Origin of the sequence: Rickettsia felis URRWXCal2 (genome assembly GCA_000012145.1) — a bacterium.
In the GTDB taxonomy this organism is placed as follows: Bacteria; Pseudomonadota; Alphaproteobacteria; order Rickettsiales; family Rickettsiaceae; genus Rickettsia; species Rickettsia felis.
Genome location: CP000053.1, coordinates 933,761 through 954,867 on the forward strand (window position 1 = coordinate 933,761; position 21,107 = coordinate 954,867).

Here is a 21,107-nt window from a genome sequence, read left to right on the forward strand (position 1 = left end):
AAATTTGAATTTAACTTATGTTATAGGGGTTCATTAGATAGAAAATGTACAATTTGTCTAATTGAAAGTTGCAGTTTCAATTAGACGTAATATATTTGAGCCATACAATAATGTTGCAACTGAATGGAGCATGGCAATCTAAAAAAATATTCAAACCCTAACCAATATATGTCTTTTCTTGCCTGCAGAGAGCTTTATAACATTTTTATCGAGTAGGAAAGTAGTATTAATTATCATATTCTCATCTTCGACTAATCTATCATTTATTTTAGCACCTTTCCCTCTTATAAGTTTGCGTGCTTCTGACTTAGAGCTAGCAAGACCTGCTTCATGAAATAACTCATACGCACTAATACCTGCTTGTAATACTTCTTGCTCTAAAACAACGATAGGTAAATTCTCATCGATTTGCCCTTCTTCAAATATCTTTACCGCAGTTTCTAAAGCTGATTTTGCTGCCTGCTCCGAATGACAAAGCTTAGTTAGCTCATAAGCAAGCTGTTTTTTAGCAGAGTTAATATCTTCAGCCGCTAAACTTTCAAACTTATTAAGCTCTTCTTGCGTTAATTCGCTATATAATTTGGCAAATCTAACTATGTCGGCATCCTCACAGTTACGCCAATATTGGTAATAATCATACGGGCTTAACAAATCTTCATTAAGCCATACTGCTCCCGCAGCAGTCTTGCCCATCTTAGCACCCGAGCTAGTCGTAAGTAGCGGCGTCGTCATACCGAACACATCTTTGCCGCTTATTTTACGGGTTAAATCAGCACCCATTACGATATTGCCCCATTGATCACTACCGCCAAGCTGCAGGCTGCAATTATAATGCTTGCTTAAATAGTAAAAATCATATGCTTGCAACAACATATAGTTAAACTCTAAAAAGCTTAAATGCTGCTCACGCTCAAGCCTTAGCCTTACTGAATCCATAGTTAGCATGCGGTTTACCGAGAAATAACTACCGAAATCCCGTAGGAAGTCTAAATAATTAAGAGAATCTAACCACTCTGCGTTATCCAGCATTATAGCATCACTTTCACCTTCGCCGAACTTGATAAATTTCGATAAAGATTTTTTAATCCCTTCAGCATTCTTAGCTATATCTTCTTTACTTAAGATCTTACGAGCTTCGTCTTTCCAAGTAGGATCACCGATTTTACTCGTACCGCCGCCGATAATTACAATAGGCTTATGCCCATGCTGCTGAAGCAACCGTAATATCATTATCTGCATTAAACTACCTATATGTAGCGATGTAGCAGTACAGTCAAAGCCTATATAAGCCGCTATTTTTGTTTCTTTCGTTATAGTAGTTAACCGATCCAAATCGGTACATTGATGGAAATATCCTTTATTTATAAATTCTTCTATAAAACTCATATATTACTTCTTATTATTGTTTGCTGCTTTTCAAAATTATCTTTAGTATCTTGTTCATAAGAATCTAACTTATCACTCATATGCATCTTCTATTTCTACATTTGGTTTATTATAAAGTATGTAAAGACTTTGTCTACAATATAGAGTATCTCTAAAGTAACAGTTTAATATTTCTAACTAATATTTTAACTTAATTTTAATTAACTTGTTTGACTTGATAAATAATGGCTTAATAAAATAACAGCTATTAAATATAGGGGATTTATGTCAACAGAAGATACGGAAAAGTCAATAAAAGAAAGAACAAAATTTAATAAAGTTGGTAAACAAATAAGCGAAAGCGAACATCAGGCAACACACAATGTTTTGAATACACCAAAAAGAAAACAAGCTGAAGTAAATAAACCATACCAAGATTTTACACCTTTTTCAGAATCTAACCCAAAACAAGAGCTAAAAAGGAGTCATCAAGGTTATGCAAACTCTATTGAAACACCGGCTCCTAAAACAAAGCCTATTTCAACCAAACCTCCACAAGTCGTTGCAAAAAACTTAAATGTTGCTAGCAAGAATCCCGTTACGACTATAGCACAAAAATTAATAAACAAATTTACGACCGGGAACAAGCCAATGCATAAAACTAAACAATCTCCTACTCCGTCGGCTAGCCCTACTAATAAAACAACTGGCAAAGGTCAGGGTAATAGTAGATAAAATTTTTATTTTCTTATTCAATGTCATACCATTGCTTACTATCCCACGAGGCATTACCTACGTGGATACCTAAATCGTCATTGTAAGCGAGCGTTGTTGCGTGGATTGGTTTTTCGTCATTGCGAGAAGAATTACAAAGTAATTCGACGAAGCAATCTAGTAAAAAATTCTGTAAATCAGAATTTTTTTAATTATTTTTTCTGGATTGCCACGTCGCTTCGCTCCTCGCAATGACGATTAGATGCCCACACAACAACACTTTCCTACTTTTAGCTAGGAATGACATAGATCCGTGTAACACCAGGACCTTTTCGTAGAAAAATCATCAATGTATTTTTAACTAAATAAGGAATTATTAATTTTTTAGTAATTTATTAATGTTTCCTCTTGACATGTCCCAGGCTATTAGTGTATAATGCACCTAAGACAAAAAGAAACTATCAATAACGCATTATAATATTTAGTCGAAATATATTAATTAATTATTACTTTCTTAACTAAGTATTAAATTTAATCAAAATTTTTAAAGGGGATAAATTATGTTTAAATTTTTTTCAAAAATACAGATTCTAATAATATACCATCAGAAGTAGTAAACAAAGTAGTAAATAATTCGACTACATATGCAGGAATAAAAGTTTCTGACGCAACATTTAACTACTTTGCAAGTGCTACAAAACATTTTGCAGACGCAACAACGGCTGCTGCAAGCTGTGGAGCTTATGCTACTTTAACTGCTACTTACGCTGCTAAAACAGCTATTCAAGGTGTTCTTGGACTTTGTGCTTACAAAGAATTTGCCGCTGAAGTAATGACCGGACATGCCTTTGGTATAGTTATGCCTGAAGTTGTAAAAACTGTAGTAGGTACAGCTGCAAGTGCTATTTATCACTATCCTACAGCTGTTATGGCAACCTTTGTCACAGCAGCAGTTGTAGCTTCACCGGAAAATGCAGCAGAAACTGTGAAGAATGCAGCTTGCACAGTGATGAAAGCAGCAGAGTGTGCATATCACGATGTAGCTGGTATAGTAAATGTAGCAGCAGGTGTTGGACATTTTGTTTATGATAACTTACCAAGCTACGGCGAAATGGATCTAGTCGGTAGCGATAGCATGGAAGCAGTAATTCCATGGATAGGAGCTGTCGCATAAATCTCTAAAATAGCTAATAACTAAAAATACTAACAACATTAGTATTTTTAACTAGACCCCGTGGTCAAGCCCATAGTACCGGACAATTTCTATTCCATGTCATTCCCGCAAAAGCGGGAATCCAAAAAAAATATTTATACTTGTCATTGCAAAGAGGCATTGTTGCGTGGATATCTAATCGTCATTGCGAGGAGCGTAGCGACGTGGCAATCTTTCTTAAATTTCATGAGATTACTTCGTCGGCATAAATGCCTCCTCGCAATGACGGGGATAGGCAGTACTGGATTGCATCTTTAAAAAAGCCGACAAAAAGAGTCAGAGTAAAAAACGAGTCTTCCCGATTAAGTGTGTAAACTTTTCCAAAAGCCTAGATTCTTTCGTCAAATTTTATTAAAAAATGAGCCATAGCCGCATTCCAATTTGGTATGGGCATGGACCATTTTTTGGTCATGTAATCAATTGCCAAATATAAGCTTTTAAAAACAGCATTATCATTTGGAAAAACACGTTTATTTTTTGTGACTTTTCGGAGTTGACTATTAACAGATTCCACAGCATTTGTTGTATAAATTATTTTCCGTATTTCTTCAGGGTATCCTAAGAAAATCATTAAATTATCCCAGTGAACATACCAAGATTTAGCAATTTGAGGATATTGTTTATTCCATTTAGATTCAAAAGCCTCTAAAGCGGAAAGTGCTTCTTTTTCTGTGCTAGTGTATAAATAGGTTTTAAATCACCAGCAAGCTCTTTCCGGTCCTTATATGATACATATCGTAAACTATTTCTAATTTGATGTACAATACATAATTGATGCTCCGTCTTTGGAAAAACAGCACCTATAGCTTCAGACATACCATTAAGGTTATCGCTACATGCTATCAGTATGTCTTGTATACCTCTATTTTTCATCTCAGTAAAATTTCCAAGCCAAAATTTAGCCCCTTCATTCTCACTGATCCATAATCCCAAAATATCTTTCCGCCCTTCTAAATCAATACCTAATGCAACATATACCGATTTATTGATAATCCGTTTATCCTGACGTACTTTTACTATTAAACAATCAAAAAATACTATAGCATATACTGGATCTAATGGACGGCTTTGCCATAGCTTAACATCCTCTATTATATCATCTGTGATTTGGCTAATTAAACTCTCGCTTACATCAGCTCCATATAACTCCTGAAGCTGTAATTTTATATCTGATAAACTCATACCTTTAGCATACAAAGATAGTACTTTATCATCAAAACCATCAAGCCTTCTTTGACGCTTTGCTACTAATGATGGTGCAAAACTGCTATTTCTATCTCTTGGCACTTCAATCTCAACAGCACCATTCTTTGTAATCAGATTCTTTGTGTTATAACCATTACGTGAATTCTGAGCATCACTTTGATTGTACTTGCTATATCCTAAATGATTATTCATCTCAGACTGTAGAGCTCTCTCTACAAGACGCTTGGTTATTTCTTTTAATAAACCATCTTCCCTGAATAATATTGATACATCTGTATCATTATTGATCAATAAATCTATCGCTTGTTCCATTGCAGCATTTTGTTTCTGTGTCATTGTAATTTCTCTTTTTGTTATATTTTCTTCTATACAACCTTTGAGAAATTTACACACTTATTTGGACAGTGCCTAATGTAATGAAAAGCTGGGACCACTTGTCCCCACCCCTTAAATTTTTATGCTGCTTGTAAATTTTGTTGCATAAAAAAAGTATCACTTATATACTGTCGTTTAGCCGTGGTGGTTAGCAAATCGTACACTAGCCCGTGCCATTCTTCATTTTTCGGTATTTCTACAAAGGTGTCAAACGATAGAATAGAGTTATCTGCCAGTTGAGATATTTCTTTTTGACTGATTATTTAAAGCTTTCCGTTGTACCATACTATTACCTTTAGTGCTTGCTTTTATGTTAACCATTCCTGTTGGAATGGAACTTCCAATATTTAAAGCTTTCTGCAGTATTTTTCTAGGTATGTGACTAAATCCTATATCATGTTTTTTACTGTTTTCTAAGTTTTTCTTTAAATTAATCACATGACTAAAGCCGACACTTGCAATCACATTATATCCTTTACCACAAATCTCATTAATTACGTCCGTCATATATTGTTCACGGTTCTCATTATAAAGCGGTGTATTTTTTAAGTGTTCTAAATTCTTACCTTCTAGGCTAATAACCTTAATTTTATTTTCTTTAGCTATCTTATATAAAAGAGCGTCTTGTAATATAGGCGTATTTTCTAGTTCTGCAGGTAGTTTTATAGGAGTATCAGGATTTTTTTCATTATACTCTAATATAGTTGCTATTTTAATTATGTCTTTCATACCTAGATTTTCGCCATATTGCTTACGTTCAATAGCTATTACCGTATTTTTATTAATAAAGAAATACTGTAGAAAGATAGGCGACTCCTAGATCTCCTAATTTAATGTTCATAAGGGCTAATTTTTTTAGAGAATTGTTTTTTTGTAGCATGTTCGCTATTGCTTCAAAACCTAGATCTCCTATTTCAATATTATTGCTTATTAGTAAAGTTTCTAACGCTTTATTTTCGGTTAATGCAGTAGTAAGTTCTTTTATATTATTATGGGTTAAATTATTGTCATTAAGATTTAGAGTTTTTAACCATGGATTTAATTTTAAAGCAGATGCTATATATTTTATTCCATCCCCTAAGTTATTTTTGTTTAAACCTAAAGTGTCAATGGGGGTTGAGGTTAAAAAGCTTTCAATTACTTCTGCACTTTTTTCGGAAATTCTTGTTTCATTTAATATTAATTCTTTAATATATTGATTAGCCATTAAAGCATGAAGTAACTTTATGACTCCCTCGTTTCTAAGGTTATTATACCCTAAATTTAACGACATTAATTTTGCACTGCTAATATTATTTGCGATAATTTCTATCCCTTCGGCAGTAATATTAATTTGTCCTATATCTAAGGATTTTAACGGTAGTTTTGAATGAAACAACTCACTAATAATTGCTGCTCCTTTATTTCCTACTTCACTACTACCTAATGCTAAAGAACTTAAATTAGGGTGGTTTTTAATAGCATCTATTAATATTCTTAAATCTTCTATTTTCAGCGAAATAAAATTTAAAGATAAATATTCAAGGGAGGTATTATCTGCTAAAGCATTGATAAGAATTTTTATTTTTTCACTATCTAAAGAAGTAGAATTCAGGTTTAAATGTGATATTTTATTTAACTTTACAATTTTGCTTAGATTTTTTATATCATCGTTACTAAGGTTGCTGCCGTATAAATCAATTTCTTTTACTACAGTATTTTTCTCTAAAGTTTTAATTACAATTGACAAAAAACTACTATCTTCTTCATACGATAGTTCTACACGAACAATTTCAGGATCATTATTCTTAATTTTCTGCAATAATAAATCTTTAGGGTTAAGATCAAATTTTTGTCTTTTAGGAGACTCATCTTTCTTAAAATCATCTATGCTAGGTAAAACTGTTTGTTCCAAAGGACGTTTTAAATCTTCTCTCTTCTTTAACTCTTGCACCACTTCTCTCATATTAAACTCTTGTTTTAAATTAATAGTATTTTCTAATTCTGTATTTCTATTTTAGAATCATTAATAAATTACTAAATTTTTAATATTTTTTCAACTTATATTTTATTTTTATTAGATTATACTGATAATCTCTTCTAATTATATTTAAGTAATTAGAGTTAGATATGGTTTGAGAATTGTACGAAATTTTTAATCTTGCAGTGAATGGAAAATATGTTCTAATTAGCAACGTAAATTGATCTTTCATGATAAGACTCCCTATTAAGCACTAATAAGTCAAACATAACTATAAATATTATTGCCATTACTAATTATAATTAAATCATAATTTGACAACAAAAATAGTAATTTATTCTGACTTTATACTTTACTAGGAAGCTAAGCTAGATAAGTATTTATTTTAAAAATAAATCATAAGATATTTATATAAGTTAACACATAAATTAAATATTCTGAAATGTAATCTAAATAAAAAGTAATATAATTTAATAAACTGTAACTTTTTTAGTTGCAGCTGGCTATTCCACTTCCAATGATGAAATGCCTTTAATTGGGTATCGGCACAACTATGTACAATACCGGACAATTTTTATTCTATGTCATTCCCGCGTAGGCGGGAATCCAGTAAAGTAAAGCTTTTTTTTAAAAGCTTTACTTTACAAAAACTATATAATAAAAAATCTTTAAAATTAAAGATTTTTTAGCCTGGTTCCCTGCTTTCGCAGGGATGACATCGAGAGTTTTTAAAAACTGTCCGGTACTACGACCACATAGTTATTAATATATTTAAAGTTAAAAAATTATTTTGTTATTGCAATTTTTTAATTTTTACTGTAATTGTAATCAACTATTATTAATAACAATAGACTTATTGCATAACGTAGTTAATAAAGAGGAATTTGAAGAAAACACGAAGCACAGGACCGCAGCATACATTATAGTACGTGAGGATGAGGGGCTAGGATTGAGGTACAAATTACCTTTAGAAACAAGTTATGCAATAAGTCTAATAAAAAGTAACTTTTTATGGAAGATATAAGCTCTTGGAAAGAAAAGTTTGAATTTTGCGTTTATGCTAAGAAACTACTTGATAAACTTGAATATTTAAACACTAAAGTAAAAAAAACTGTAGACCTTGAAGAAATTAAAAAAGGTATCTACTATGCTCGTAAATATCACGGTTCGCAAATGCGTCAATCAGGCGATCCGTATTATTCCCACCCGATTGAGGTGGCGATTATGCTTGCGGTATTTGTAGCTGAAGAAGCTCCTAAACTTTATACTTCTAACATGATAAATGCTGCTCTACTTCATGATACTATTGAAGATACAGAACTTACCGAAGAAGTCATAACTGCAATTTTTGGGCTAGAAGTTGCAAACCACGTAGAGGGTTTAACTAGAATCAAACCTTACGGAAAAATTAGTGCAGAAGAAAGCCTCAATTTATTAATTCAGCAAAAAAGATATGATACAGCTCTCATAAAATTATTTGATAGAATCCATAATATACAAACATTAGGAGCTAAATCACCTGAGAAAGCGAAGAAGATTATTGAAGAAACTTTAATAACCTTTACAACTTTTAGTGTATATATAGAAATACCAAAAATTACCCAGCATATAATTAATTTATGTTATCAAGGTTTAGCAATTACTCCTCCTGTAAATCAAGAGCAAGATATTTTTTCTTTTTAGGAAAATTACCAATAGCTTGTTCTAAATTTTGGAAATGAAATATTCCCCATATAAATCCTATAACTACAGGAATAGTAATAATTAATATTCCCCAATTACCAAAGTATTTCATAAAATAAACAAGTCCGAAAGAAGTAATAATTGATATAAACGCTCGTGATAAAGCATACATAAAACTAGCATATGTAAAGCGTTTAAATACAGAAAAGTGTTTATAAAAAATAGCCATACCAGAAGAACAAGAAAGTGAAAATGTAATAAGAATAATTTGAACTATCAATAAATCAGAAGACAAATTTATATTATCTAGCAAATATGGAAAAATTAAAATAGTAATAGTAAATATCACTGTTTTAAATTTAATAAGAGTTAACGGATATACATAATAACTAAGATATGTCCAAATTATAGCTCCTAATACTTGAAATATTGAAACAATGAGATTTTGGTGTATTACCTGTTCTGAAGTAAAGTAAAAAGAATCTCTAAGTATAGTACCACAATGAAAGTAAATAATATAAAAACATACGGGCCATGCACATTGTATTAAAAATAATGCTAAAGAAGTTTTTTGGTTAACTTTTTCTTTCCATATAGGATTATCTTCTAACTTTTTAATGCTAATTTTTTCTAAAGCCGGTTCTAAGGATTTTTTTAATTGTCGTTTTGCATCAACAAATTCTGCCGTTTCTCTAGGGCGTGTTCTAGCAACAGCTCCTACAATCGCTATAATAGCTCCGATCCAAAAAGCAATACGCCAATTAAAACCTTGAGTGGTAGTAAAAGTGGCAATACCTAATGCAACAAACCCTCCCAAACTAGAAGAAATGGTAATTAATGCAACAGCAGGATATTGTATAGGAGGTTTTGTTATTTCAGTAACATAAAGCTCTGCTCCTATCATTTCTCCCATCGATGACATACCTTGCACGATACGACATATAGTTACTACCCAAGCAGCACTAGCTCCTACTTGTGCGTATGTAGGGAAAGTAGCCATAGCAACACAAGAAATAGACATCAAAGTAGTAGTTATAACTACTGTACTTTTCCTACCTATATTATCACCTATCCATCCAAATATTAAAGCTCCGAATGGTCTTAATAAATATGTTGAACAAAAAGCAGCGGCCGTATAAAGTGCTGCAACATGAGCATCAGCCTTTGGATAAAATAACTCATTTAAAAACACTGCCATATGCACATATAACATAAGGTCAAAATATTCAAGAAATGTTCCTATGGATAATAATCCAATTGCTTCTTTTTGCTCTCTTGTTAAATTTCTTTGCTCTTTCTCATAGCCACGCATAAATTCTTTACAAAAAATTAAATTGTAAAGAAACTTATACTGTTTTATATAAAAGTCAATAGGAATTTTCGCTTTATACGATAAATAAAGAAATGAAGTGCAACTTAACCTACTTCATATACTGATGCGTTGATCTTATGTGAATATGGCATAATCTCACCGATAATGGAAAACTAAGACCTACTAAAAACCAAGTTTAATAAAATTAATAGCCCGAATATTGTTTGAATAAATAATTAATATATTCAATCAAAGCTACTGAAGCGACAATTATAGCTAAATTAATAAAACGATTTAATTTTGATTGAGGAAGATCAAAATATTTATAAAACAGCCCCCAAGAAATAGTAAAACCGAGTAATCCCCAAAATACCGTCCATACCCAAGCAAGACAATTCACCTCAATAATTGTAAGATAAGCTACCATCGGTACGGTTAATAGCCATAAAAACGCTCCAAATATATAAGGGTATTTTTGAATAATCTCTTCTTTGGTTAAACTATATATAACAGCAATAACCATTATTCCAATTGTTATAGAGGCAATAATATCAACCGGATAATGATAGCCCTTATAAATCAGCGAAAATCCCATACCGGTTAAAATCACTACTACTATTATCCTTAATAAGGAGTGTCTAATATTTGCAAAAAACCAACCGTAAAATACTACGCCGCTGCTCATATGACCGCTAGGGAAAGCAAAACCTTTAATATTTAGAGCAGGATTTAAAGGTATTTCAAATGTATATTTTAATAATATATTTAAAATTGTAGTGAAAAGTAATACACAAATAGCTTGTGCAAATAGTTGCTTCCTAAATATAGTAAATCCGAGTATTATAATAATCTCATAACAATATTCTTGTCCAAATAACAAAAAAAATTTTGTTAAATATTGAAAAAAATATCCTTATTCATTGCTTTACTTAATTTTATTTATATATAATTGAAGTTATCATAAATAATAAGCTATAGATATGAAAAATATTTTTCGCAAATTTGTATTTGCTATTTTCTTATGTTTAATAAATTTACAACTAATTGCTGCAAGCTTTAACGAAAAAATACCTTTATATTTTAAGTTAACTAACGAAAATCTGTTAGCAGGGCAAAATTCGTTAAATATTGACCTTTGCGACTCTAGAATTAAAGAATGGTGTACAAAGCCGCAAAGAGAGCTAGGGCTTAACGGAAAAAGAATGAACGATTACATATCTATTTCGCCTGATATTAAAGGAGAATGGCGATTTGGCTGGTGGTATAACATAAATTTTACTCCAGAAAGCAATTTTGCAGCTCATCAAACTTATAAGATTACTATCGAAGATTATATATTTCCTCATTTTATCAGTCTAAAAAGTAATAATATAAGTTTTACAACTTTACCTCTACTTCCTGTTATTAAAGAAATGAATTATCTACAGGATAATATCGATATTTCCAAAAAATTCGTTCAAACTAAAATAGCCTTTAACTACCCTATAGAGCCTAAAACTTTAGAGGAAAGAATAGAGTTTATAAAATCTTCAACCAAAGAAAAATTACCGTTTTCTATCAAATTCAACACGTATAATACGGAAACTACGATTATTACTAATATACCACCGCTTACAGATAAAGAAGATACTGTTTCCGTAATTATAAAAGACGGTGTTAAACCTCTATATGGTGGAGAAATTTTTACATATAAAAATGTAGAAGATCAAAATAATAAGACGCCGAATAATATAAGATATTCTTATAAAGAAAATGTATTAATTCCAAGTCTATCCTCATATTTAAAAATCACTAATAGTACTGCTACAATTGTTAAAGATGATAAGCTAAAACCGGAACAGATAATTATAATTACTACAAATACACCGGTTTCGGGTGAGGAAATAAAAAAACATTTAGAGTTATTTTTATTACCGCAGGATAAGCCGGCTTTCTTAGGAGTTGCAGGCAAAAAAAACTATAAATGGCAAAGCCCGAAAGAAATAACCGATGATATTCTTAAATCGAGTAAAAAAATAAATTTTGAGCTTTTACCTTCCGTCCCAAGCATTACTACTATGCATAGTTTCAAAGTAGATACCCTTGCCTCAAGAACTTTGCTTATTAAAGTCAATAAAGGTGTTAAAACATCAGATAATTTAACACTTGGCTCAGATTATTCTCAAATAGTACAAATACCCGATAATCCTAAAGAAGTTAAGCTAATGTCTGACGGTTCTATTCTTTCATTAGCCGGCGAAAGAAAGCTTCCCGTATATTCACTTGGCATAGATAAATTATATGTAGAAATCGATAAGATTAATCAGCAAGAAATTAATCACTTAATCAGCCAAACAAATAGATATAATATTTTCCAAAACCCAACTTTCATAAATGAATATAATTTTAATGAGTATAATATTTCTGAAGTATTTCAAGAGGAAGTAATAGTTAATTCCCCCAATTTAAATTTACCTAATTATACCTATTTAGATTTCAGCAAATATTTTAATTTAGAAGAAGCAGGCAGCTATTCTAAGGGATTATTTCTAGCAAAAGTTTATGCTAAAGACAATAATAATAACATTATATCTCAAGATAAAAGATTAATTTTAGTTACCGATCTTGGTTTTATAGTAAAAACCGATAAAAGCGGAACACATCATATATTTGTTTCTTATATCAGTAACGGTAAACCGGCCGGTGGCGTTAAAGCAGATATTATAGGACTTAACGGTGAGGTGTTAGTAAGCAGCAAAACCGATAGTAAAGGACATGCCGTTTTATCAAATATAAATGATTTTACAAAAGAAAAAACTCCAGTGGCTTATATATTAACTACTAAGGATGATTTTTCGTTTATGCCGAGTAGAATTGATAGGCAAGTTAATTATTCTCGGTTTGATGTAGCAGGAGCCGTTAGTTCCGATCAAGGGTTAAAAGCTTATTTATTTTCCGATCGTGGCATCTATAGACCAAGCGAGCAAGGCCATATAGGTATTATGCTCAAACAAACCGATTGGCAAGGAAAATTTGACGGCTTACCTTTAGAAATACAAGTAACTAACCCTAGAGGAAAAGTAATAGATAAAAGTAAAATAGCTCTAGATGCAGAAGGATTCGGCGAATATTTATTCTCAACCCTTGATGATTCCTTAACCGGCTTATATAATATAAGCTTATATTTAGTAGGAGATAAAGGCACAAATAACTATCTTAATAGCGTATCTGTCAGGGTTGGTGATTTTCAGCCTGACCGCATGAAAATAAACATAAACTTCAATAACTCACAAGATGAGCTATGGACGAATCCAAAAGATCTTAAAGCAAATGTTAATCTTATAAATCTTTACGGCACTCCTGCAGCAAATAGAAAAGTCAGCGGCTTTATTGATATTAGACCCACCGAGTTTTTCGTACTTAGCTTTAAAGAGTATAAATTTTATAGTAGCAAAGGAAATAAAGAGTTTTTTAACGAACGTTTAGGAGATATTACTACCGACTCTACAGGTACGGCAAATTTTGATCTTAACCTTGAAAAATATTATAACGCTACTTTTAGTCTAACATTTTCGGCGGAAGGATTTGAGCCTGACTCAGGAAGAAGCGTAAACGCAAGCAAATCGCTTATAGTTTCACCTCTGCCTTATATTATAGGATTTAGAAGCGATAGCGATCTAAAATATATTAAGAAAAAAACTACTTCAGCAATAGAATTCATAGCCATATCAAATAAAGCAGAAAAAGTAGCTGCACCTAATTTAACTCTTAACTTAAAAAAGATTAATTATGTAAATAACTTAGTAGCAGATAGTAACGGTAATTATTCTTACAGTTCAGTACCTATTGAAACTAATATATCTTCCGCCAAGGTTAATATCACGGCAAATGAAAGTTATATTTATAACGTGCCTACTAAAGAAGCAGGCGATTACGTTATTTACTTAACTGATAAAGAAGATACAATCTTTGCTCAAGCTGAATTTTCGGTAATAGATGAAGGAAATGTTACAGCTAATTTAACAGACAAAGCAAATTTAAAAGTTAAACTTGATAAAGATGATTATAAAGCCGGCGATAACATTCTTTTAAATGTTATAACTCCTTATACAGGTTATGGATTAATTACTATCGAAACAGATAAAGTACATAATTTTGCATGGTTTAAAGCTGACGAAAATAATAGTATTCAAGAAATAAAAATCCCTGACGGTTTTGAGGGTAAAGGATATGTAAATGTACAATTTATAAGAGACATAGAAGCTACAGAAATCTTTATGTCACCGTTTAGCTATGCAGTAGTACCGTTTACTGCGGGCATTTATAAACATAAACAAGATATTGAATTAACGCTTCCTGAAAAAATTAAATCAGGCGAAAAATTAACAATTAATTATCGCACTGCAACCCCAGGTAAAATCATAATATTTGCCGTTGATGAAGGGATATTATCATTTGCCGGTTATCAGACTCCCGACCCGCTTAATTACTTTATTAACGATAAAGCCTTGGAAGTCCGAACATCACAAATCATGGATTTAATATTACCTGAGCGTCCTTTATTAATGAAAGCTTATATGGCGGCTCCTGCCGGAGACGGTTTTATAAATGTCGCTCGAAACCTTAATCCATTTAAAAGAAAAAGCCAGCCTCCAGTAGCATTTTGGTCAGGAATTTTAGAAGCAGATCTTGATGAGAGAGAAGTCACATTTGACCTACCGAGCTATTTTAACGGCACTTTAAGAGTTATAGGGGTAGCCTCAAGCCTTGACTCTATAGGAACTTCCAAAGCTGATTTATTAGTCCAATCCGATCTTATTATCAATCCAAATTTACCTTTATTTGTAGCTCCGAATGATGAATTTACAGTACCGGTAACAATATTTAATAACCTAAAAGATTCAGGAAATGCTCAGGTTTTTCTAAATATTGAAACAAGTGAAGGACTTAAAATATTAGATTATCCTAAAGAGATACCGATAGACGAAAATAAGGAAGCTACTATTAATGTTAAATTAAAAGCGACTGATAAACTCGGTTCAGCAGATTTAAAGGTTGTGGCTTCTATAAATCACCTAAAGCCGGGTATAATATCTATGGCAGTAGTGCATAGCTCAGAATTAACTAGTACTACGAGCGTTCGCCCTGCTAGTCCGAGCGTTACAACAGTTGATACAGGCTTTATTACAGACAACAAAGCTAATTTAAAAATCTTGCGAGATTTATATCCTGAATTTGCTAAGCTGCAAATTTCCGCTTCTAAATACCCGCTAGCTATTATTTCCGGCTTTAAAGATTTCCTAGATAATTATCCTTATGGTTGCACTGAGCAATTAATAAGCCAAAATTTTGCTAATGTTTTATTATATAATGAACAAGAGCTAGTTCAGATTCTTAAAACTGATCGTAAAAAAATGGATGAATCATTATCGAAAATATTCCAAACTTTATCGGAGCGTCAAAATTATGACGGTGGATTTAGATATTGGAACAATTTTAATGACGATTCCGATCCATTTATTTCCGTTTATGCTACACATTTCTTAAGCGAGGCAGCAACTAGACATTTAGCCGTTCCAAGCGATACATTTAATCAAGGTATTTACTACTTAGAGAACATGGCGAATAGATCAATAAACTCCTTAGATGAGGCAAGAGAAAAAGCATATGCGGTTTATATCCTGACGAAAAATAGCGTTATTACTACAAGCTATATTGCAAATATTTTAAAATATTTAGACGAGTACCATAAAAATACATGGCAGGATGATTTAACTAGCGTTTATTTAGCCTCTAGCTATAAAATGCTGCAAATGAATGAAGAAGCGGATAAATTATTAGATAGATTTACTCTAAATAAACCTATATCAAAAACAGACTATCAATATTATAATCCTCTAATAAAATATAGTCAGTATTTATACTTAATTTCTATACATTTTCCGGAAAGGTTAAAAAACTTTGACCCAAAAATTGTACAGGATATCGCTCTTTTTGCTAAGGATAACTATAATAGTCTATCGGCAAGCTACGCCATTATGGCAAGCCTTGCATATGCTGATAAGATAAGTAATGTAGATAAGGCTAATATTAAGGTAACTTCTACAGGTAAAGAAGTTACTTTAAAAGGCGATAAAGTGATGATTGCTGAGCTGTCGGTAGAAAATAAGGATATAGACTTAACATCCTCAAGTAACGGCTTTTTCTATCAGCTTCTAACTTCAGGCTATGACAAAGTTTTAAAAGAAAATAAAGAAATAGTTCAAGGTATAGAGATAACCAAAAAATATCTCGATGAAACTAATAAAGAAGTCAGCAAAGTAAAATTAGGTGATAATATTACGGTAGAAATCACCATGCGTTCAGGTAGCAATAAAACCTTAAGCAATATGGTGATACTTGATTTATTACCGGCAGGCTTCGAGCTTTTACCTGATAATAATAACGTAAATATATTAGCACGAACGCAGGAAGTAATGATATGGAAACCGATATATATCAATAATCGTGATGATAGAGTTATGATTTTTGGTACTATTTCTGATCAAAAAATGACTTATCAATATAAGATTAAAGCGGTTAATAGGGGTATATTTGCAACTCCTGCTATTTACAGTGAAGCTATGTATGACCCTCATACCTATTATCGCAGCACTATAGGCAATATTGTTGTGGAGTAGCGTTACCTGGTTTGTTTTATGTCGTTCCCATGAAGCATTGTTGCGTAGACCGGTAAATGCTCTCTGTGTGATTATCCTAAAAGCGGGAATCCAGAAAAAAGCGAAATGTCATCCCGTGGCTTGACCTATAGTACCGGACATTTTTTTAAAAATCTCGATGTCATCCCCGCGAAAGCGGGGATCCATATTAAAAAATCTTTAAAATTAAAGATTTTTTATTACATAGTTTTTTTAAAGTAAAGCTTTTAAAAAAAGCTTTACTTTACTGGATTCCCGCCTACGCGGGAATGACATAAAACGAAAAATGTCCGGTACTATAGGCTTGACCACGGTATCCAGTTAAAAATACTAATATTATTAGTATTTTTTATTGTTTTTGTGGACCCAAGCCACGGGGTGACAGTGAAAAGTACTGGATTCCTGCTTTTAGCTAGGAATGACATCAATTAATAATCCTTACCTTGATTGATATTAAAGGAGATCAGTATGCCTGGCTTACACTAAAAGCACAAGAATCTTATTATACCGCTTTAGACCTTAGTGAAGATTCTAAGTTTAAACTCGGTATATATTACAAAATGACGAATTTATCGGAGCAGAACCATAATGAATTTGCTCTCAACTATATATAGTATTATTTATCAGCTATATAAAATTCATTATTCTTATGAGTTAGGTTACTTTTAGCAATCTCAAGCAGAATCTAAATTCGCCTTTAAAAATTCTGGAGCAAAATCTGCTCCGTTAGACCAACTAATAGTTTGCAATTCTTCATCTATCGTCACTTTATTAAATAAATTTTTATCTTGATGCGGTTCAAAAATTGAGCCTTTAAGATGTGGATATAGGTTTATAATACCTTTTGTTCCATCATCAAAAACTAATTCTAAATAATAATCATCAATATAACTTACAGATATTACATGCAACATTTTTACTCCAATGGGGCTATAGAATTTAATGGTTCACCATTTTGCGTTTTATTCCAATTATCTATTAGTTCTTCTTTATGGATATTTAACCATTCTGTAACTAATTGCAAAGCTCTTTTAAGAAATTTACCTTCTAATATTTTACCGTTTAGTGAAATTATTACTTCATAATCACCATATCTAGCATGAAAATGAGGAGGGTTATGGTCTCTATAGTACATCATAATTATTATCCCAAAAAAACGACTAATTACCGGCATAATAATTTTTTATTTATATTAATATTTCAAATATTAATCCATTATTTATATTATTTCAAGATCTCATAACCACAATAAAGAATTCAGAATATCTTAATAATCTTTCACTTCACAATCGCTTTTAACTTTTCTATAGTCTTAGGATCTTTTGCAAGTTCTAAAAATATTTCCCGCTCATAGCCAAGCAACTCTTCCTCATTTGTGTCAGGATGCTTATCAATAATATTTTGGAATTTGCTAAGTACCTTATTTTGTAGATCGTTATATTTTGATGTATCTATTTCTGTTGCTAAATTTATTTTAGGCAAAGTAATTTTATGCGGAATCGGTACTATCTTTTTAGATAGGTTTAATTTTAAAGCTTCATCTAAAATATAATGCTTATTCATATTTACGTGCATACTCTCTACATCATAATCTGATTTAAAATAATCGGCTGAACTTGTTTTATTCTGCTCTATAATATTTCTGACATTTCTAATTAATTTAGTTTTATCTCCCTTGCTTCGTACAAACATTTCAGTAACACCGCCCCATCCCGGTATTAAACCGACTCCAAGTTCTACAAGTCCGGCGTTAAGTTCCTGATTTGCCACAATATAGCTTGAGTACAATAGCAGCTCACACCCTCCGCCAAGTGCTACTCCTTTAGCACAACTAATAATATGAACCCCAGAATATTTTAAGTGCAGCATAGTTTGCTGTCCCAGCTTTAGTAAATTCTCTAGATCATGAAAATTACCGTCTTCAATATAAGAAAGAAGAAGCTTTAAATCCGCACCGGCAGAAAAATTATTTCCTTGCGGATAAATATAAAGATTTTTGCCGTCCTTTTCGGCTTTACTTGCTGCTTCTTGCAGTAAATAAAACACATTATGGTTTAAACAATTCATTTTTGTAGTAATAACAAAAATGAAATTCTCACGATAATTTATTAGCTTTGCAGAATCGTTTTCTAATACTATCTGACTTTCTTGTAAAATATCTTTGTGAGAATTAAATTTTTGTTTATCGATTTTTTGATATTCTTTATTGCCTAAATATTGCGGAAGCGGGATATGCATTAAATCGGCATTTTTAATTACCGAATTCCAGCCGTCTTTAGCTGCTATGGTCAATAATTCAAATGGACCGTATTTCCAGCTGTAACCAAGCTTCATAGCAGCATCGATATCATAGATATTATCGGTTACAGATGGTACTAAACTTGCTAAATAAACATAAAATTCCGTGATAATTTCAGTAAAAATTTTACCGTAAACCGAATCGCTAACTAGTAACTCGTCAAGATTATTAAATGAAATATCTACTTTTTGAACAGAACTATATGATAAATCGTTTATATTGATAACTTCTTTAATCTTTTTGCCGTTTGATACCGATAAACGATAAAACCCACCTTCACCCTTACGTCCAATTAACTTCTTCTCTATCATCTTATCGAGAACAGGAGTATTTACATATATTTTATGATAAGCATCATTTGCAGGAAGTGCGGCAAGTAATGAGCTTGATATTAACTTCATTACGTCATGCCCGATTAGATCATATAAACCAAAAATTCCGGTACTCGGCAACCCCAAACATATAGTAAATATTTTATCTAAAGCTACAAAATCAAGCTTTTGACTTATCGCTTTGCGAGCTACTAATTCAAGTAAAAAACACCCTACTCTATTAGCAATAAAGCCAGGCGTATCATTACATTTTACTATAGTCTTACCAAGAGTTTTCGTTAAGAATCCTGATACTCTTTCTATTACTTCAAACTTTACCATCGAGTCTATAATTAATTCAAGCAGTTCCATATATCTTGGCGGATTGAAGAAATGCGTAATAACGAATCTAGATTTAATATTATCCGGTAAATTCTCTTTGAGTCTTTTAAGAGGTAATGTAGAGGTATTAGAAGCAATAATTGCATCTTCTTTAAGATAAGGAATAATTTTATTATATAATTGGTGTTTGATTTCTAGCTTCTCAACAATAACTTCAATTACTAAATCACAATCCCTAATTAATTCTAAATCATGTTCTAAATTGCCGATGGTAATGAAATTTACTTTATCCGGAAAAGACAAAGGAGGAGGTTTTTGTTTATGCAAATTTTCTTTAGCGGTTTTAACTATTTTATTCGGATCATCGGAATCTTTAGCGATAATATCAAGCAGCACTACTTTATGAGAGGAATTAGCAATTAACGCTGCAATCCCTGAACCCATTACTCCCGAACCGATAACACAAACTTTTTTTATTTCATTTTGCATAAGTTACTCCTGCTGGTTTTATTTTTTCGTCATTGCGAGGAGTTGCGTTAGCAACGACGCAGCAATCTCATGTAACAGCACAAATTTCCTGAGATTGCCACGCAGCCTATGGCTGCTCGCAATGACGACGCTGATACCCACGCTGCTCCTCGCAATGACGGTTTATGTCATCGCAATACTAATAACCTTTACCGACCCTGCCCCCGCTTGTCGTAAAATTTTAGCACATTCATTTATAGTAACACCGGTGGTAACGACATCATCGACTAATAAAATTTTTTTTACTTACAATATTATATTTTGTGTTAAATTTGATACTACCCTTTATATTATTTTTGCGTTGTTTTCGTGAAAGAAAAGTCTGAGTCTTGGTCCATTTTGATTTAGTTAAAATATCGGCTTTTAACATTTTATCGGTAACTTTTGCAATTTCCGTAGCTAAAATATGAGCAGGATTATACATTCGTGGTAACCTCTTAAATCTATTCATAGGTACAGGTATGATTAAATCAATATCTTTATATCCTCGCTATATCTATTATATAAAAGCTTAGCAAATATCGTCTTATCCTGACATTTAAACTGATGAACTATTTTTTTGCTATGCTCATTAAACTTAAATAGGCTGCGAGCTAGATCATAATTAGGTTTGTTGCTATAACAATTTCCACAAATGCAGTTATCTAAGATTTTTATACTAAATCTTTGTCCGCATATACTGCAATAGGGTCTTGCTATAAATTCTAGCTTCTTCCAACAATCGCTACAAAATTCACCGCTCCCCCCTAGTATTTCCGAACAGCTTAAACATCTCTGCGGCAAGATATAGTTTATTACACTATTATAAACTTTAACTAACAACTAAACTCCTCTTGAAGATTCTTGTTTCTTAGATGCACTTCTTCCTGTTGGTAGTGGCGATATATTATTACTGCGAGCAGTAACCTTACCGTGCGTTAAACTTTCCTGCATATGATGGACTTTTTCTTCTGCTTTAGCAATTTCAGGAGTTTTTAGCTTTTGAATATTAGGAGTAATAAGAACGGTACTAGATTTCTGCTCTTCCTTTTTACCGTATATTTCTTTTAAGTCACCAAATTGTGATTCAACAAAATAACCGACTCCTGCTTTTACTGCTGATTTAGCTTTTTCAAAATTAGT

General features: G+C 32.0%; 15 protein-coding genes and 4 pseudogenes. 7 read left to right on the forward strand and 12 right to left on the reverse strand.

The window, feature by feature from the left end:
* Positions 1–150: 150 nt before the first annotated feature.
* Positions 151–1,386, reverse strand: coding sequence for a tyrosine--tRNA ligase (gene tyrS / locus RF_RS04715; protein WP_011271205.1), 1,236 nt, complete (start codon positions 1,384–1,386; stop codon positions 151–153).
* Between the two features lie 264 nt (positions 1,387–1,650).
* On the opposite strand from tyrS, the gene RF_RS04720 reads away from it, so the two are divergent.
* From RF_RS04720 to RF_RS11990, 3 genes and pseudogenes are all read left to right on the forward strand, one after another.
* Complete coding sequence (locus tag RF_RS04720) at positions 1,651–2,100, forward strand: hypothetical protein (RefSeq protein WP_011271206.1); 450 nt, start codon at positions 1,651–1,653, stop codon at positions 2,098–2,100.
* A gap of 811 nt (positions 2,101–2,911) precedes the next feature.
* Positions 2,912–3,253: a hypothetical protein gene (locus tag RF_RS04725; protein ID WP_011271207.1), complete on the forward strand. Its 342-nt coding sequence runs from the start codon at positions 2,912–2,914 to the stop codon at positions 3,251–3,253.
* Between the two features lie 131 nt (positions 3,254–3,384).
* Positions 3,385–3,520 (forward strand): annotated as a pseudogene (locus RF_RS11990) (polysaccharide polymerase); the annotation flags it as partial.
* Positions 3,521–3,620: 100 nt separating this feature from the next.
* Here the strand turns inward: RF_RS11990 and RF_RS04730 are convergent.
* The 3 genes and pseudogenes from RF_RS04730 to RF_RS04740 all read right to left on the reverse strand — a co-directional run.
* Positions 3,621–4,834 (reverse strand): annotated as a pseudogene (locus tag RF_RS04730) (IS256 family transposase).
* A gap of 264 nt (positions 4,835–5,098) precedes the next feature.
* A complete protein-coding gene (locus RF_RS04735; protein ID WP_011271208.1) occupies positions 5,099–5,602 on the reverse strand; it encodes a hypothetical protein in 504 nt (167 codons plus the stop codon).
* 388 nt (positions 5,603–5,990) lie between these two features.
* Positions 5,991–6,743: pseudogene (locus RF_RS04740) on the reverse strand (leucine-rich repeat domain-containing protein); the annotation flags it as partial.
* 937 nt (positions 6,744–7,680) lie between these two features.
* Here RF_RS04740 and RF_RS04745 point away from each other — a divergent pair.
* Positions 7,681–7,824, forward strand: a pseudogene (locus RF_RS04745) (palindromic element RPE1 domain-containing protein); the annotation flags it as partial.
* Positions 7,825–7,844: 20 nt separating this feature from the next.
* A complete protein-coding gene (locus tag RF_RS04750) occupies positions 7,845–8,516 on the forward strand; it encodes an HD domain-containing protein (RefSeq protein WP_011271210.1) in 672 nt (223 codons plus the stop codon).
* On the opposite strand, the gene RF_RS04755 is transcribed toward RF_RS04750, so the two are convergent.
* Both RF_RS04755 and RF_RS09080 read right to left on the reverse strand, forming a co-directional pair.
* Positions 8,473–9,828, reverse strand: a complete 1,356-nt coding sequence (locus tag RF_RS04755) for an MFS transporter (protein WP_011271211.1) — start codon at positions 9,826–9,828, stop codon at positions 8,473–8,475. The two genes, RF_RS04750 and RF_RS04755, sit on opposite strands and share 44 nt — an antisense overlap.
* Before the next feature lie 205 nt (positions 9,829–10,033).
* A complete protein-coding gene (locus RF_RS09080; RefSeq protein ID WP_011271212.1) occupies positions 10,034–10,708 on the reverse strand; it encodes a phosphatase PAP2 family protein in 675 nt (224 codons plus the stop codon).
* A gap of 100 nt (positions 10,709–10,808) precedes the next feature.
* On the opposite strand from RF_RS09080, the gene RF_RS04765 reads away from it, so the two are divergent.
* Both RF_RS04765 and RF_RS10610 read left to right on the forward strand, forming a co-directional pair.
* Positions 10,809–16,487 carry an alpha-2-macroglobulin family protein gene (locus RF_RS04765; protein ID WP_011271213.1) on the forward strand — a complete coding sequence of 1,893 codons (5,679 nt, stop codon included), beginning with the start codon at positions 10,809–10,811 and terminating at the stop codon, positions 16,485–16,487.
* Positions 16,488–16,948: 461 nt separating this feature from the next.
* A complete protein-coding gene (locus tag RF_RS10610) occupies positions 16,949–17,119 on the forward strand; it encodes a hypothetical protein (protein WP_156110761.1) in 171 nt (56 codons plus the stop codon).
* 60 nt (positions 17,120–17,179) lie between these two features.
* Here RF_RS10610 and RF_RS04770 read toward each other — a convergent pair whose 3' ends face one another.
* The 6 genes from RF_RS04770 to RF_RS04790 form a co-directional block, all read right to left on the reverse strand.
* On the reverse strand, positions 17,180–17,419 hold the full coding sequence (locus RF_RS04770) for a DUF2442 domain-containing protein (protein WP_011271214.1): 240 nt from the start codon (positions 17,417–17,419) through the stop codon (positions 17,180–17,182).
* Between the two features lie 2 nt (positions 17,420–17,421).
* Entirely contained in the window at positions 17,422–17,679 is a 258-nt protein-coding gene (locus RF_RS04775; protein ID WP_011271215.1) for a DUF4160 domain-containing protein, read from the reverse strand.
* Positions 17,680–17,783: 104 nt separating this feature from the next.
* Entirely contained in the window at positions 17,784–19,946 is a 2,163-nt protein-coding gene (locus tag RF_RS04780; RefSeq protein ID WP_011271216.1) for a 3-hydroxyacyl-CoA dehydrogenase/enoyl-CoA hydratase family protein, read from the reverse strand.
* A gap of 162 nt (positions 19,947–20,108) precedes the next feature.
* Positions 20,109–20,222 carry a ComF family protein gene (locus RF_RS11995; protein ID WP_348639007.1) on the reverse strand — a complete coding sequence of 38 codons (114 nt, stop codon included), beginning with the start codon at positions 20,220–20,222 and terminating at the stop codon, positions 20,109–20,111.
* Entirely contained in the window at positions 20,206–20,409 is a 204-nt protein-coding gene (locus RF_RS04785; protein ID WP_039595103.1) for a ComF family protein, read from the reverse strand. The genes RF_RS11995 and RF_RS04785 overlap by 17 nt, the downstream gene beginning before the upstream one ends.
* 41 nt (positions 20,410–20,450) lie before the next feature.
* The gene (locus tag RF_RS04790; RefSeq protein ID WP_011271217.1) at positions 20,451–20,807 is read right to left on the reverse strand and encodes a double zinc ribbon domain-containing protein; all 357 of its coding nucleotides are present in this window, start codon (positions 20,805–20,807) and stop codon (positions 20,451–20,453) included.
* Between the last annotated feature and the right edge of the window lie 300 nt (positions 20,808–21,107).

What these genes read in the sequence shown, in the direction of transcription:
- tyrS (WP_011271205.1), bottom strand. Translation starts at nt 1,386, where the DNA reads ATGAGTTTTATAGAAGAATTTATAAATAAAGGATATTTCCATCAATGT.
- RF_RS04720 (WP_011271206.1), top strand. Translation starts at nt 1,651, where the DNA reads ATGTCAACAGAAGATACGGAAAAGTCAATAAAAGAAAGAACAAAATTT.
- RF_RS04725 (WP_011271207.1), top strand. Translation starts at nt 2,912, where the DNA reads ATGACCGGACATGCCTTTGGTATAGTTATGCCTGAAGTTGTAAAAACT.
- RF_RS04735 (WP_011271208.1), bottom strand. Translation starts at nt 5,602, where the DNA reads ATGAAAGACATAATTAAAATAGCAACTATATTAGAGTATAATGAAAAA.
- RF_RS04750 (WP_011271210.1), top strand. Translation starts at nt 7,845, where the DNA reads ATGGAAGATATAAGCTCTTGGAAAGAAAAGTTTGAATTTTGCGTTTAT.
- RF_RS04755 (WP_011271211.1), bottom strand. Translation starts at nt 9,828, where the DNA reads ATGCGTGGCTATGAGAAAGAGCAAAGAAATTTAACAAGAGAGCAAAAA.
- RF_RS04765 (WP_011271213.1), top strand. Translation starts at nt 10,809, where the DNA reads ATGAAAAATATTTTTCGCAAATTTGTATTTGCTATTTTCTTATGTTTA.
- RF_RS04770 (WP_011271214.1), bottom strand. Translation starts at nt 17,419, where the DNA reads ATGTTGCATGTAATATCTGTAAGTTATATTGATGATTATTATTTAGAA.
- RF_RS04775 (WP_011271215.1), bottom strand. Translation starts at nt 17,679, where the DNA reads ATGCCGGTAATTAGTCGTTTTTTTGGGATAATAATTATGATGTACTAT.
- RF_RS04780 (WP_011271216.1), bottom strand. Translation starts at nt 19,946, where the DNA reads ATGCAAAATGAAATAAAAAAAGTTTGTGTTATCGGTTCGGGAGTAATG.
- RF_RS04785 (WP_039595103.1), bottom strand. Translation starts at nt 20,409, where the DNA reads ATGTATAATCCTGCTCATATTTTAGCTACGGAAATTGCAAAAGTTACC.